General features: G+C 70.9%; 13 protein-coding genes. 6 read left to right on the plus strand and 7 right to left on the minus strand.

Annotated features, from left to right (window positions below; all coding sequences use genetic code 11):
• Positions 1 to 145 precede the first annotated feature (145 nt).
• The 3 genes from ABZ854_RS33785 to ABZ854_RS33795 are packed head-to-tail and all read left to right on the plus strand — an operon-like array spanning position 146 to position 3,154.
• Positions 146 to 1,429 carry a sugar ABC transporter substrate-binding protein gene (locus ABZ854_RS33785; RefSeq protein WP_361218852.1) on the plus strand — a complete coding sequence of 428 codons (1,284 nt, stop codon included), beginning with the start codon at positions 146 to 148 and terminating at the stop codon, positions 1,427 to 1,429.
• The gene (locus ABZ854_RS33790) at positions 1,426 to 2,328 is read left to right on the plus strand and encodes a sugar ABC transporter permease (protein ID WP_361218855.1); all 903 of its coding nucleotides are present in this window, start codon (positions 1,426 to 1,428) and stop codon (positions 2,326 to 2,328) included. Before ABZ854_RS33785 ends, ABZ854_RS33790 begins: the two co-directional genes overlap by 4 nt.
• On the plus strand, positions 2,321 to 3,154 hold the full coding sequence (locus tag ABZ854_RS33795; protein ID WP_361218857.1) for a carbohydrate ABC transporter permease: 834 nt from the start codon (positions 2,321 to 2,323) through the stop codon (positions 3,152 to 3,154). Before ABZ854_RS33790 ends, ABZ854_RS33795 begins: the two co-directional genes overlap by 8 nt.
• Before the next feature lie 25 nt (positions 3,155 to 3,179).
• On the opposite strand, the gene nirD is transcribed toward ABZ854_RS33795, so the two are convergent.
• From nirD to ABZ854_RS33810, 3 genes are read right to left on the minus strand one after another with little or no spacing between them, the layout of a single operon-like run.
• Positions 3,180 to 3,530: a nitrite reductase small subunit NirD gene (nirD, locus tag ABZ854_RS33800; RefSeq protein WP_361218860.1), complete on the minus strand. Its 351-nt coding sequence runs from the start codon at positions 3,528 to 3,530 to the stop codon at positions 3,180 to 3,182.
• Positions 3,527 to 6,160: a nitrite reductase large subunit NirB gene (nirB, locus tag ABZ854_RS33805; RefSeq protein ID WP_361218863.1), complete on the minus strand. Its 2,634-nt coding sequence runs from the start codon at positions 6,158 to 6,160 to the stop codon at positions 3,527 to 3,529. The genes nirD and nirB overlap by 4 nt, the downstream gene beginning before the upstream one ends.
• A 1-nt stretch (position 6,161) precedes the next feature.
• Complete coding sequence (locus ABZ854_RS33810) at positions 6,162 to 7,406, minus strand: FAD-dependent oxidoreductase (RefSeq protein ID WP_361218866.1); 1,245 nt, start codon at positions 7,404 to 7,406, stop codon at positions 6,162 to 6,164.
• Positions 7,407 to 7,625: 219 nt separating this feature from the next.
• On the opposite strand from ABZ854_RS33810, the gene ABZ854_RS33815 reads away from it, so the two are divergent.
• Genes ABZ854_RS33815 through ABZ854_RS33825 form a run of 3 tightly spaced genes read left to right on the plus strand, consistent with a single transcriptional unit; the run spans position 7,626 to position 10,154 of the window.
• Positions 7,626 to 8,144 carry a hypothetical protein gene (locus ABZ854_RS33815; RefSeq protein WP_361218868.1) on the plus strand — a complete coding sequence of 173 codons (519 nt, stop codon included), beginning with the start codon at positions 7,626 to 7,628 and terminating at the stop codon, positions 8,142 to 8,144.
• Positions 8,145 to 8,175: 31 nt separating this feature from the next.
• A complete protein-coding gene (locus ABZ854_RS33820) occupies positions 8,176 to 9,456 on the plus strand; it encodes a sensor domain-containing protein (RefSeq protein WP_361218871.1) in 1,281 nt (426 codons plus the stop codon).
• 47 nt (positions 9,457 to 9,503) lie between these two features.
• On the plus strand, positions 9,504 to 10,154 hold the full coding sequence (locus tag ABZ854_RS33825; protein ID WP_361218873.1) for a response regulator transcription factor: 651 nt from the start codon (positions 9,504 to 9,506) through the stop codon (positions 10,152 to 10,154).
• On the opposite strand, the gene ABZ854_RS33830 is transcribed toward ABZ854_RS33825, so the two are convergent.
• From ABZ854_RS33830 to ABZ854_RS33845, 4 genes are all read right to left on the minus strand, one after another.
• Complete coding sequence (locus ABZ854_RS33830; protein ID WP_361218876.1) at positions 10,151 to 10,783, minus strand: class F sortase; 633 nt, start codon at positions 10,781 to 10,783, stop codon at positions 10,151 to 10,153. The two genes, ABZ854_RS33825 and ABZ854_RS33830, sit on opposite strands and share 4 nt — an antisense overlap.
• 161 nt (positions 10,784 to 10,944) lie before the next feature.
• Entirely contained in the window at positions 10,945 to 11,490 is a 546-nt protein-coding gene (locus ABZ854_RS33835) for a hypothetical protein (RefSeq protein WP_361218879.1), read from the minus strand.
• A 489-nt stretch (positions 11,491 to 11,979) separates the two neighbouring features.
• On the minus strand, positions 11,980 to 12,366 hold the full coding sequence (locus ABZ854_RS33840) for a hypothetical protein (RefSeq protein ID WP_361218881.1): 387 nt from the start codon (positions 12,364 to 12,366) through the stop codon (positions 11,980 to 11,982).
• A partial coding sequence (locus tag ABZ854_RS33845) for an RHS repeat-associated core domain-containing protein (RefSeq protein ID WP_361218884.1) occupies positions 12,348 to 13,318 on the minus strand: 971 nt, incomplete at its 5' end. The genes ABZ854_RS33845 and ABZ854_RS33840, both read right to left, overlap by 19 nt.

Raw genomic sequence — 13,318 nt, forward strand, 5'->3', positions numbered from 1 at the left:
CGAAGGGGCGCCACCCTGTGCGGGGGTGACGCCCCTTCGGCGTGCCCGCGGTACGTCAACGCCCTCTTTCGTAATCCCGGCGCATGGTTGATCGTTGGGCGGTGCATCGGTCGTGAGTGCGGGAGCGGACGTCAGGGGGCACGGGATGTCGATGAGGCGCAGAGCGCTGCTGGCCGCGGGTGTGGCGGGCGCCGGGAGTGGGCTGCTCGCCGGGTGCGGGTCGAACACCGGGCGCGGTGGTGACGGTGGCGGAGGCTCCGGGACGAAGCTGTCGCAGTGGTACCACCAGTACGGCGAGCCCGGGACCGAGCAGGCCGTCCAGCGGTATGCCAGGGCGTACAAGAAGGCCGACGTCAGTGTGCAGTGGCGGCCCGGGAACTACGACCAGCAGACCGCCGCCGCCCTGCTGACCGACTCCGGACCGGACGTGTTCGAGGTCAACGGGCCCACCCTGGACCAGATCCAGGGCGGCCAGGTCGTCGACCTCACCGAGCTGCTCGACGGCGTCAAGGACGACTTCAACCCGGCGGTGCTCACCCCGAAGACGTACGACGGGAAGGTCTGGGCCGTCCCGCAGACCATCGACATGCAGATGCTCTACTACCGCAAGAGCCTGCTGAAGGACGCCGGTGTCGAGCCGCCCACCACCCTGGACGCCCTCCTCGACGCGGCGCGGAAGCTCACCAGCAGCAAGGTGAAGGGACTGTTCCTCGGCAACGACGGGGGAGCCGGCGTGCTCGGCGGAACCCCCCTGTACGCGGCCGGACTCCAGCTCGTCACCGCCGACGGCACGGTCGGCTTCGACGATCCCGCCGCCGCCCGCACCCTCGGCAAACTGCACCAGCTGTACGCCGACAAGTCCCTCCTCCTCGGCGCCCCCGCCGACTGGTCCGACCCGTCGGCCCTCCTCCAGGGCCTCACCGCCATGCAGTGGTCCGGGCTGTGGGCCCTGCCGCAGATCCAGAAGGAACTCGGCGACGACGTCGGCGTGCTGCCCTTCCCGAAGGACGGGGCGGGCGGCCGGCCCACGGTGCCCGTCGGGGCGTACGGCGCCGCCGTGAGCGCCCGCAGCAGGCACAAGGACGCCGCGAAGGACTACGTGAAGTGGCTGTGGGTCGACCGCACCGACTACCAGGAGGACTTCGCGCTCTCCTACGGCTTCCACATCCCCGCCCGGATCTCGCTGGCCGAGAAGGCCACCAAGCTGCGCACCGGCCCGGCCGCCGACGCCGTCCGCTTCGCCACCGAGCACGGCTACGCCCAGCCGCTGCTGTGGACCCCGGCCGCCCAGACCGCGTACCAGGACGCGCTCAGCAGGATCATCAAGAGCGGCGCCCATCCGGAGAGCGAACTGCGCACCGTCGTACGGAAGGTGTCGGCCGAGCTCGACCGGGTGAAGAAGACGAAGACGGCGAAGACGTCGTCGTGAGACGGCGGCGCGCGCTCTGGTTCTGGGTGTTCGTCGGACCCTTCGCCCTCGGGCTCGCCCTGTTCACCTATGTGCCGCTGCTGTGGAGCGTCGGGCTCAGCTTCTTCGACGCCCACAACACGGTCACGCCCACCCACTTCGTGGGGCTCGACAACTACACGGCGATGCTCGGCGACGACGCGTTCGTCGACAGCCTGAAGACGTTCCTCGTCTTCACCGCGTTCATCGTGCCCACGACGTACGTCGTCTCGCTCTCCCTCGCCCTCATGGTCAACCGGGTGCGCTGGGCGCGGGCGTTCTTCCGGTCCGTCTTCTTCCTGCCGGCCGCGTGCAGTTATGTCGTCGCCGCCCTGATCTGGAAGATGTCCCTCTTCAACGGGGTGCGGTTCGGGCTGGCGAACACCGTCCTGGGCTGGTTCGGCGGCGATCCGGTGCCGTGGCTGGCCAGTACGGACCCGCCCTGGTACTGGCTGGTGATCGTCACCGTACGGCTGTGGCTCCAGGCCGGCTTCTACATGATCCTCTTCCTGGCCGGGCTCCAGCGGATCGACCCGGCGCTGTACGAGGCGGCCGCCGTGGACGGGGCCCGGCCCGGCTGGACCGTGCTGCGGCACATCACACTGCCCCAGCTGCGGGCCACCTCGGTCGCAGTGCTGCTGCTCCTCGTCATCAACGCCTTCCAGGCCTTCGACGAGTTCTACAACCTGCTGTCCGACTCCCGGGGCTACCCGCCCTACGCCCGGCCGCCGCTCGTCTACCTCTACTACACCGCCCTCGGGCAGGGGCAGAACCTGGGCCTCGGCAGCGCGGGCGCGGTGATCCTGGCCCTCGTCGTCGCCGTCGTCACGCTGGGGCAGGCCCGATGGCTGAAGCTGGGAAGGACGGACGCCGATGGATGACGCCCTGGTCCGCGCCGGACGGGCGGTGCGCCTGGTCCTGCTGGTCGTGCTCGCCCTGCTCTTCCTGATCCCGTTCTACCTGCTGGTGCGCGACGGGCTGGCGAGCGAGCGGGACATCACCTCGCCCGAATGGACCTTCTTCCCCCACGAGCTGCGGTGGGGCAACGTCCGCGAGCTGTTCGGCGACCCCTCCGTCCCGTTCGCCCGCTCCCTCCTCAACTCCGCGCTGATCGCCGTGGCGACGACCCTGGGGACGCTCCTCCTGGCCTCCCTCGCCGGGTACGGCCTCGCCCGCATCCCCTACCGCCACGCGAACAAGGTCTTCTACGGCATCCTCGGCACCCTGCTCGTCCCGGCCGCCGTCACCTTCGTCCCCAGCTTCGTCCTCGTCTCCTCTCTGGGCTGGATCTCCACCCTGCGAGGACTGATCGTCCCGACCCTGTTCTCCGCGTTCGCCTGCTTCGTCTTCCGCCAGTACTTCCTGGGCTTCCCGAGGGAGCTGGAGGACGCGGCGCAGGTCGACGGACTCGGCTACTGGCGGACGTACTGGCTCATCGTCGTGCCGAACGCGCGGCCGGTGTTCGCGGCCGTCGGGACGATCGTGTTCCTCGGCGCCTGGAACTCGTTCCTGTGGCCGCTGGTGATCGGCCAGGACCGGGACGCCTGGACCGTCCAGGTCGCCCTGTCCTCCTTCACCACGTCCCAGGTGGTCCGTCTGCACGAGCTGTTCATGGCCGCCGCCGTGTCGATCCTGCCGCTGCTGCTGGTCTTCCTGTGCTTCCAGCGGTGGATCGTGGCGGGGGTGGAACGCTCCGGCATCGACTGAGCGCCGGGCAGTGGAAGGCGGCCGGCTACAGCGCCCGCACCCCGTACGCCGCCACCCGCACCGACTCGTCGTCCAGGCACTGCCCGGTCTCCAGGTCGAACCGCTGCTTGAGCAGCGGGGACGCCACGAAGGGGCGGGTGTCGTGGGTGCCGGTCAGACCACGGGAGAGGACGGCCGCGCCGGCGAAGGGGTCGCGGTTGTCGATGGCGTAGAGGCGGTCCGTGCGGTCGCGGAACACCGCCACCTGGCGGCCGTCCGGGAGGAGGGCGGCCACGCCGCGGCCGGGGACCAGCCGGTGCAGGTCGCACACCGTGTACCAGCTGTCCTCCAGCTGGAGCTGCACCTTCAGGTCGGTCGTCTCGGGGGCCAGGGTCATCGCTGGGCACTTCCTTCCAGGAGGTCGTCGGCGGGCCGCACGCCGATGGACAGCAGCGGCAGGTCGGGCTTCATCTGGTCGCGCTCGGGTACGAAGGCGACGACCGGGTCAGGGGTGTCCGGCGCGTTCACGAAGGACACGAACCGGGCCAGCTTCTCGGGATCGTTGATGGTCTCGGCCCACTCGTCGCGGTAGTGGGCGACGTGGGAGCGCATCAGCCGCTCCAGCTCGTCGCAGATGCCGAGCGAGTCGTGCACCACCACGTCCCGCACGTGGTCCAGGCCGCCCGGGATCCGCTCCAGCCAGGTCGAGGTGCGCTCCAGGCGGTCGGCGGTGCGGATGTAGAACATCAGGAACCGGTCGATGAGCCGGACCAGTTCGGCGTCGGACAGGTCCTGCGCGAGGAGGTCGGCGTGGCGCGGGGTGGCGCCGCCGTTGCCGCCGACGTACAGGTTCCAGCCGCTGGACGTGGCGATCACCCCGAAGTCCTTCGACTGGGCCTCCGCGCACTCGCGGGCGCAGCCGGAGACCGCCGACTTCAGCTTGTGCGGGGACCTGAGGCCCCGGTAGCGCAGCTCCAGGTCGATCGCCATGCGTACCGAGTCCTGCACGCCGTACCGGCACCAGGTCGAGCCCACGCAGGACTTCACCGTGCGCAGCGACTTGCCGTAGGCGTGCCCGGACTCGAAGCCGGCGTCCACCAGCCGGGACCAGATCAGCGGGAGCTGTTCGACGCGGGCGCCGAACATGTCGATCCGCTGGCCACCGGTGATCTTCGTGTAGAGGCCGAAGTCCCGGGCGATCTCGCCGATCACGATCAGTTTCTCGGGCGCGATCTCCCCGCCGGGGATGCGCGGCACCACGGAGTACGAGCCGTTCTTCTGCAGGTTGGCGAGGAAGTGGTCGTTGGTGTCCTGGAGGGCCGCCTGCTCGCCGTCCAGGACGTAGCCGCTGGCGCCGATCGCGGGGGCGAGGGAGGCGATGACCGAGGCCACGGCCGGCTTGCAGGTCTCGCAGCCGTCGCCGCCCCGGGCGCCGGCCCGGCCGTAGCCGTCCAGCAGCTCCTGGTACGACGTGACGCGCAGCGCGAGGACGATCTCGTACAGCTCCTCGCGGGTCTGCTCGAAGCAGCCGCACAGGCCCTTGTCGACCTCGACGCCGGACGCCTCCAGCTCGGCGGTGACCAGTTGCCCCAGCACCTTGACGCAACTGCCGCAGCCGGTACCGGCCTTGGTGCACTTCTTCACCTCGGGCACGGTCACGCACCGGTGCTCGGTGACCGCGCCGCGGATCGTGCCCTTGCTGACGTTGTGGCAGGAGCAGATGACCGCGTCGTCCGGGAGTGCGGCGGGGCCGAGTTGGGCCCCCGAGTCGGCTCCGGCGGGCAGGACGAGCGACTCGGGGGAGACGGGGGGCACGGAGCCGGTCAGCGCGCGCAGCGTGCCGTAGGCATCGGCGTCGCCGACGAGGATGCCGCCGAGCAGCGTGCCGTCCCTGCCGATGACCAGCTTCTTGTAGAGGCCGGCGCGGGAGTCGGCGTAGACGACGTCCAGGCAGCCCTCGGCGGTGCCGTGCGCGTCGCCGAAGGACGCCACGTCGACGCCGAGCAGTTTCAGCTTGGTGGACAGGTCGGCGCCCGTGAAGGACGCCTCGTCCTCCGCGATGGTCGCGGCAGCCGTCTCGGCCTGCTCGTAGCCGGGCGCGACCAGGCCGTACACCCGGCCGTCGGCGGCCAGCGCGCACTCGCCGATCGCGAACACATGCGGGTCGGAGACCGTGCGGCACCGCTCGTCGACGGAGATGCCGCCGCGCTCGCCGACCGTCAGACCGCAGTCGCGGGCCAGCTGGTCGCGTGGGCGGACACCGGCGCTGAACACCACCAGATCGGTGGCGAGTTCGGAGCCGTCGGACAGCCGCATGCCGGTGACGGCACCGTCCTCACCGACCACGATCTCCTGGGTGCCCACCCCGGTGTGCACGCTCAGGCCCATGTCCTCGATGGTGCGCAGCAGAGCGGCGCCGCCGCCCTCGTCGACCTGCACCGGCATCAGACGCGGCGCGAACTCCACGATGTGGGAGGTGAGTCCGAGCCCCTTGAGGGCGCCCGCCGCCTCCAGGCCGAGCAGACCGCCGCCGACCACGGCGCCCGTCGTCGCCCGTGACGTGGCGTACGCCTCGATCGCGAGCAGGTCCTCGATCGTGCGGTAGACGAAGCAGCCCTCGGCGTCCTTGTTCGGCACCGGCGGCACGAACGGGTACGAGCCGGTGGCCAGCACCAGCACGTCGTAGCCGACGACGCGTCCGGACCGGGCGGTGACCGTACGGGCCTCCCGGTCGATGGTCTCGGCCGGGTCGCCGACGTGCAGCTCGATGCCGTGGTCCCTGATGAACTCCAGGTCGGTCAGGGACAGTTCGTCGGGCGTACGGCCGGAGAAGTACGAGGTGAGCTGCACGCGGTCGTACGCGGGACGCGGCTCCTCGCACAGCACGACCACGCGGTGCGTGGCGGTCAGGCCGCGCCCGGCGAGCGCTTCGAGGAAGCGCTGGCCGACCATGCCGTGGCCGACGAGCACGATCGTGGGGGCGGCCTCCAGGGCGGCTGCCGCTGTGGCCTCCGGGGTGGCGGTCATGTCAGAAGCCTCCGTCGTTGGTGAGCAGGTGGAGCAGCGGACCGTCACCGAGGGGGAGCGGCTCTGCTCCCTCCCAGGCGCGGGCGAGCGCGCCGACGGTGCCGAGTTCGCCGACGAGGACTCCGCCGACCAGCCGGTCGTCACGGACGACGACCTTGCGGTAGGTGCCCCGGGTGGCGTCGGCCAGCTGCACGACGTCGTCGCCGGGACGGGCCTCCGTCTCACCGAACGCGGCGAGGTCGAAGGGGCCGAAGGGGGAGTCCGGACCGGTCGGGCCGGCCGCGCCGGTCAGGGTCAGCCGGGTCAGGGAACGGGTGCCGGTGTACCGGGCGGTGGTGTCACCCGCGAGCAACTCCGCGAGCACGTCGGCCTGTTCGAGGGCCGGGGCGGCCAGGCCGTACACCGTGCCGTCGTGCTGTGCGCAGTCCCCGAGGGCGTGGACGTGCGGGTCGGAGGTGCGCAGCTCGTCGTCGACGACGACGCCCTTGCGCACCGCGAGCCCGGCGGCCTCGGCGAGACCGGTGCGGGGGTGCACCCCGCAGGCGAGGACGACCAGGTCGGCGTCGAGCGCGTAGCCGTCGGCCAGTTCCACGGAGCGGACCGCGCCGCCCAGGCTGCGCACGTCCCGTACCCGGCACTCGGTGTGCACCTCGACACCGAGGTCCGTCAGGTGCCGGTGCACCAGCCGGGACGCGCTCGGGTCGAGCTGGCGCTCCATGAGCCTCTCGGCCTGCTGGGCCAGCACCACCTGCGCGCCGCGCACGGCGAGCGCGCGGGCCGCGGAGACCCCGAGCAGGCCGCCGCCGATGACGACCGCGCGCACCCCGGGCCGTACGGCCTTCGCCAGGCCCAGGCAGTCGTCCAGCGTACGGAACGCGTGGACGCCCTCGGGGAGTTCGTGTTCCTCGGTGAACAGTCCGCGCAGCGGCGGCAGCACCGGGTTGGAGCCGGTGGCCAGGACCAGCGTGCCGTAGCCGATCCGGGTGCCGTCGGCGCAGCTCACGCTCCGGGCGGCCCGGTCGATCGCGGTGACCCGGGTGCGGACCAGGCCGTCGGGGGCGGGGAGGGCGATCACCTCGGGGGCGTACCGGCCGGCCAGCACCTCGGCCAGCAGGACCCTGTTGTACGGCGCCTGCTCCTCCTCCCCGACGAGCAGCGCGGGCACGCCCAGCTCGCCGAGCCGCCGGGCGAGCCGTACGCCCGCGAGCCCGGCGCCGATCACCACCACACGCGCATTCGAGGTCATGCCCAAGAGCGTGCGGGGCGGAGATTACCCCGCCGCATCACCTCTGTTACCCACGGGGAACGCTGCCCTCAGCGGGGGCGGGGCGGGGGTGTGAGGGGGTGGGGTCAACCGAACCCTGCGGTTCCGTGCGGCCACCATCGTGCGGCGCGGGTGCGCGCGAAAGGCTGAAGGCACCGGACATCCGGTTCGCCCACCGGTCCACTTCCAGGGGGAAACACGATGACGACCAACCATGACCTCGGCGTCGACGACAGGACGAGCACGCGCCACAGCACCCCCGGCCTGCTCCCGCGCATCCTCCGCGCGCCCTTCACCGCGCCCACCTGGCGGCGCGTCGCCTACGCCCTGCTCGCCCTGCCCGTCGGCGTGGCCTGCGTACCGCTGGCGCTGGCCGGCGCGCCCACGGCCCGCTGGCAGCGGGCGCTCGCCCACCGCTTCCTCGGCACCGACCCGCGCGGCGGGGCTCGCGCCGGGCTGGTGCACACCTTGGTCGCCACCCCGGTGAACCTGCTCGTTCTGGCCGTCACCGTCTACGGCTGGTCCATCGTCCCGATGAACCTCGGCTGGCCCCTGCGGGCCGGGTCGGACTACTCCACCGCGTGGGGCGGCCCCACCTTCGCCGGTGCGTGGGCGTTCCACGCGGTGCTCGGCGGCCTCGGCTTCCTGCTGCTCATGCCGTGGCTGGGCCGGGCGATGGCGGCGCTCCAGATCCGCATCGCGCACCGGTTCCTCGCCTGAGCCCCACCGAAGACTCTCCTAAGGTCACCCCATGGTCCGCCTCCGTGCCCTCGCCGCCGCCACGTTCGGCCGCCGCGCCCTCGCCGCCCTGCTGTACGCGGTGCTGGCCTTCCCGCTCGCCCTCGTCGGCTTCGTGCTCACCCTGGCCGGGCTGCTGACCGGCCTCGTGCTGTCGGTGACCCCGTTCGGGCTGTGGCTGCTCGCCGGGACGGTACGCGGCGCCCTGGCGCTCGGCGCGCTGCAACGGCTGCTGGCCCGCCGCCTGCTGGGCCTGCGGATCGAGGAACCGGCCCCGCCCGGCGGGCACGGCATCCTCGGCCGGCGCCGGGCCCTGCTCGGCGACCGGCCCGGCCGGCGGGCCGTCGGCTGCGCGCTGCTGACGCCGTTCACCGCCGTCTTCGGCTACGCCGCCGTCCTCATCGGCTATGTCTACGGCGTCCTGCTCACCCTCTTCCCGCTGCTGAAGCAGTGGGACCGCGACACCGTCCACCACGCCGACGGCTCCGTCTCCCACGTCAGCCTGGAGTTCTGGGGCTTCCAGGTCGACACCTGGCCGCGCTGGCTGATCCCCTGCGCCCTCGGCCTGCTCCTCCTCGCAGTCGTCCCCTTTCTCCTGCGGCACGCCCTCGCCCCGCACCGCGCCCTGCTGGCCGCGCTGCTCGGCCCCGACCCCGCCGACCGCCGTATCCGCACCCTGGAGGAGACCCGCGCGCAGGCCGTCGAGGACGCGGCGGCCACCCTGCGCCGGATCGAACGCGACCTGCACGACGGGACGCAGGCCCGGCTGGTCGGCCTCGCCATGCACCTCACGATCGTCCGCGAGCTGGTCACCGCCGGCGCGGCGCCCGAGCGGATCCTCACCGCCGTCGACACCGCGCGGTCGACCGCCACGCAGACGATCACCGACCTGCGTCACCTCGTCAAGGGCATCCACCCGCCCGTCCTCGACGAGGGACTCCCCGCGGCCCTCGCCACCCTCGCCGCCGACGTGGCGCTCCCCGTCGAACTGCGCACCGACATCCGCACCCGGCCCAGTCCCGCCGTCGAGTCCATCGCCTACTTCTGCGCCGCGGAACTCCTCGCCAACGCCGTCAAGCACAGCGGGGCCGGCACCGCCACGGTCGACGTCACCGCCGACGACACCCTGCTGCGGCTGCGCGTCACCGACGACGGCCGCGGCGGGGCGGTGGTCGGCGGGGGCTCCGGACTCACCGGCCTGCTGGCCCGCATCCGCACGGTCGACGGCACACTCACCTGCGCCAGCCCACCCGGAGGGCCTACTGTGATCACGGTCGAACTGCCCCACACCTGAGCCCACCCCCTCACCTGAGCCTGCCGCACCACCGGAAACGGAGCCGTATGCGCGTCGTCATCGCCGAGGACTCGGCCCTGCTGCGGGACGGCCTGGTGCAGTTGCTGGAGTTGCGCGGCGTCGAGGTGGCGGCCGCCGTCGGCGACCCCGAGACGCTGATGACGGCTGTCGCCGAACACGCCCCCGACGTCGCCGTCCTCGACATCCGGCTGCCGCCCACCCAGACCGACGAGGGCGTGCGGGCGGCCCTGCGGCTGCGCGCCGAAAACCCGGGCATCGGTGTGCTCCTCTTCTCGCAGTACGTGGAGACGACGTACGCGGCCCGGCTGCTCACCGACCCCGCCGGGTTCGGCTATCTGCTGAAGGAACGGGTCACCGACATCGGGGAGTTCGTCGGCGCGCTGGAGCGGATCGCGGCCGGCGGCACCGCGCTGGACCCCGAGGTGGTCGCCCAGCTGTTCGGCGCCACTCGCCGCAGCACCGCCCTGGACACGCTGACGCCCCGCGAACGCGAGGTGCTCTCGCTGATGGCGGAGGGCCGCACGAACCACGCGATCGCCACCGCGTTCACCGTCACGGAACGGGCCGTGGAGAAGCACATCGCGAACATCTTCACCAAGCTCGACCTGCCGCCGTCGCAGTCCGGACACCGGCGGGTGCTGGCAGTGCTGAAGTACCTGGAGGGCGCCCGCGCCTAGGCGGCAGCCTTCCGGCTGCCCGTCAGGTGGGCGAAGACCACCACGTTCCCCTGGTAGCCGGTCGCCTTGGTGTAGCCGCCACCGCAGGTGATCACCCGCAGCTCGGCGCGCTTCGCGGCGCCGTACACCTTCTCGTCGGGGAAGTTCCGGGTGGAGTACACCTCGACCGCGTCCACCGTGAACACGGCGACCGTGCCGTCCTCGCGGTCCACCTCGATGCGGGCTCCGCGTTTGAGGGCGCCCAGGTCGTAGAAGACGGCGGGTCCCTGGGCGTTGTCGACGTGCCCGGCGACGATCGCGGTGCCCGTCTCACCGGGCGCGGTGCCGGCCTCGTACCAGCCGGCGAGATTCTTGTTTTCCGGCGGCGGCACGTCCAGGCTGCCGCCGGGGGTGAGCGCGAGCCCCATGAGCGGGGCGTTCACATGGATCGCGGGGATGCGGATGCGGGTCGGCGGCGACGCCGGCAGCGCGGGCGCCCCGTGCGCCGCCTCACCCGGCTCGGCCCGGCCCTCGGCGGCCGACGGCTGCGGCGGCGCGTGCGTACCGGAACTGCCACCGAGCAGCCACACGCCCGAGGCGAGGGCGACGACGGTGACCGCGGCTATCGCGGTGTCCCCGATCCGGCGCATGGCGTACCCCTCTTCCGACGGTTCTCTGACGCGCGTACGACGACCCCGGTCGGCGGAGCCCTCGTACCCTCGGCCCCTCTGCCCCCTCCGGGCCGCGAGGGGCATCGGGCCCGGAGGGGGTGGGGTATGCGGTACCGGCGACGGACAGCGGAGGGTGTCCGTCAGATCCCGTCGCCTCTCGCCCGGCGATGCAGGAGCCAGGTACCGCCCGCGGCGGCGACGGCCAGAGCGGCCACACCAGCCGTGGTCTGCACGGGGTCGCGGCCGAGCCCGCCGCCGACCCCCGTCTTCAGGCTGCCGCGCGGCTGCACCTCTTCGCGCGCCGCGCTCAGCGCCACCACCAGGTCGCCCGTCACCTGCCGGTCGCCCTCGGCACACCGGGCGACGATCTCGTACGTCCCCGGCTGCGCGCTCTCCGGCACCCGGAACCGCCCGACGGCCTGGCTCGTGTCGTCACCGGGCGCCATCGGGAACGTACCGGCGCCGACCGCGCCCGCGTTCCCACTGGCCGCGGCCTTCTTCCCGCATCCCGTGGTCGTCGCGGTGACGTCCCCGCCGGGCACCACGGTGGCCGGCGACATCACCAGCGTCCCGGCACCCGAACCGGCACCGGTCCCGGTGTCCCCGCCGTACGCCGGCGCCGAGGCGAACCCCGCCGCGACCACGGCGAGCCCGGTACCGGCCAGCAGACGGGCAGTGCGTCCCATGGTGCTCCCCAGAGCTTGTCCGAACTCTTCCTCCGACTCGACCAGGGGCCACGCCCCTGCCCCACCGAGCAAAGTCGCACTCGCCCCACCCCGCCCCCCGAGAACGGTCCCCCACTGCGGAGAACGGGTGGCCCCCACGGCCCCCACACGGCCCAGCGGCCCCGGGGTTCGGGCAGGTCAGGGGCGTACGAGGCTGGTACCGGCCGAAAATCCGAAGAGAACACGAATGGGCGCGGGGCGGGTGTGAACGGGGTGACACGCCATCGGCTGCGGGACGGCGGGAAGGCCGGCGCCCACGCACGGGCACCGGCCCCGACCGTGTTTAAGACGTCCCTAAGCGTCGGTTCACGTTCACCGCCCCGACGCCGTTGATGGTCTTGGGTCCGCTGCCACTCCGCGAGGAGGTATGCGAAACCCCGGCACCATGAAGGGCATCGTTTCGACGGAAGTCGGGGCTTCCCTGGAGTATCGCCCCGAGTCGCTCGTCGGTTATTGATTCAAGATACCGAGGGCGATCGACGCGGATCTTACAACAGCCCCCCACAAAGGTGAGGTGATGTATTGGATATCCGTCTTATCGCTGCCTTCGCTCGCGAGTAGATCATTGATGGCAGAGGCCAGCTTCTCCATGGCATTCACCTCTTCCGTAGAGCGCAGTATTGTACCGAGCGCGGACGCGGGGTCCTCGAGTACCAGTGTATCGTCGAAGAGGATGTGAATATTCAGCTCGAAGTCATCGAAATACCCCTCTTCAGGATAGTTTTGATCGACCCAGACTTCTTTTTGGTACTTCTCGTCAGTCAGGGCGGAGACGGCGGAAATGACACTTTCTCTCATTTCCGGAAAGGAAACTTTGCTCAATTTGGAGAATTCCATGACTTCCATTTCAGCCAGTCGGTGAGCGGGATGTGCGCTTCGTAGGCGTTAGTTTTTATGTCGCCTTCGATTGGTTTGCCATCCCGTCCTAGAATCCTGCCACCGGAATTGATGACGACATGGTCGACCTGTTGGTACTTCTGTGAATTGTTAAGATTTCCTTGGTCAATGCGGATTCCGTTTCCCTTTCCGTCGTTCCATCGCCAGCCGATTCCCTTTTTGGTAGCCTTCCCTGAGCCAAAGGCATCTGGCACCTTACTGGTCGCTGTCTTGGGGATCCAAGAGGGCGCTCCAGATGCGCTGCCAGCCGTTTCTCCACTCCCGGTGCTTTCAGCCTCGCGGAGGGCTTTGCCGAGTCCGTCGTTGATACGTCCGATGCCGTCTTTGGCTCCGTATGCGCCGATGCCGACCAGGACTACGCCGCCTGCGGCGATCGGGGCGCCTGCGAGGCAGCCGACGCCGCTCAAGCAGATTGTTACACCTGTTGTGGTGACGTCTGCTCCTTGACCCATGAGGATCATGCTGCCTACGGTTTCGGCGCCACCGATCCAGATATCGGGTTGTGAAACAATCGCAGACCCGTAGTTGACGACGGTGTCCTTTGTGTTCGAGACCCAGTTCGTGAACTTACCCCACGCGTTGGAGGTGTGGCCGGTACTGCTGGTGGGTGCTGTACCGCTGTTGCCGTTTCCGCTTGAGGTCCCGTGGTGTTTTCTCAGGTGGCCGTCGGGGTTGTTTCTGATGTCGCCGGGTTTCTCGCCGACGTTGCAGGTGCCGAGGATTCCGCAGTCTCCGCCGCCGTCCAGTGTTGTACCCGTGGAGTCGGAGTTGGTGACGGGGTTGTTGTTGGCGTAGGCGTAGCCGTTGAGGGATTGGTGTTGGTCGAGGGTGAGGAGGGGGTCGGTGCTGAGGAATTGGCCGGTGGTGGGGTCGTATTCGCGGGCGCCGATGT

It is taken from the genome of Streptomyces sp. NPDC047028 (assembly GCF_040644095.1).
Lineage (GTDB): Bacteria > Actinomycetota > Actinomycetes > Streptomycetales > Streptomycetaceae > Streptomyces.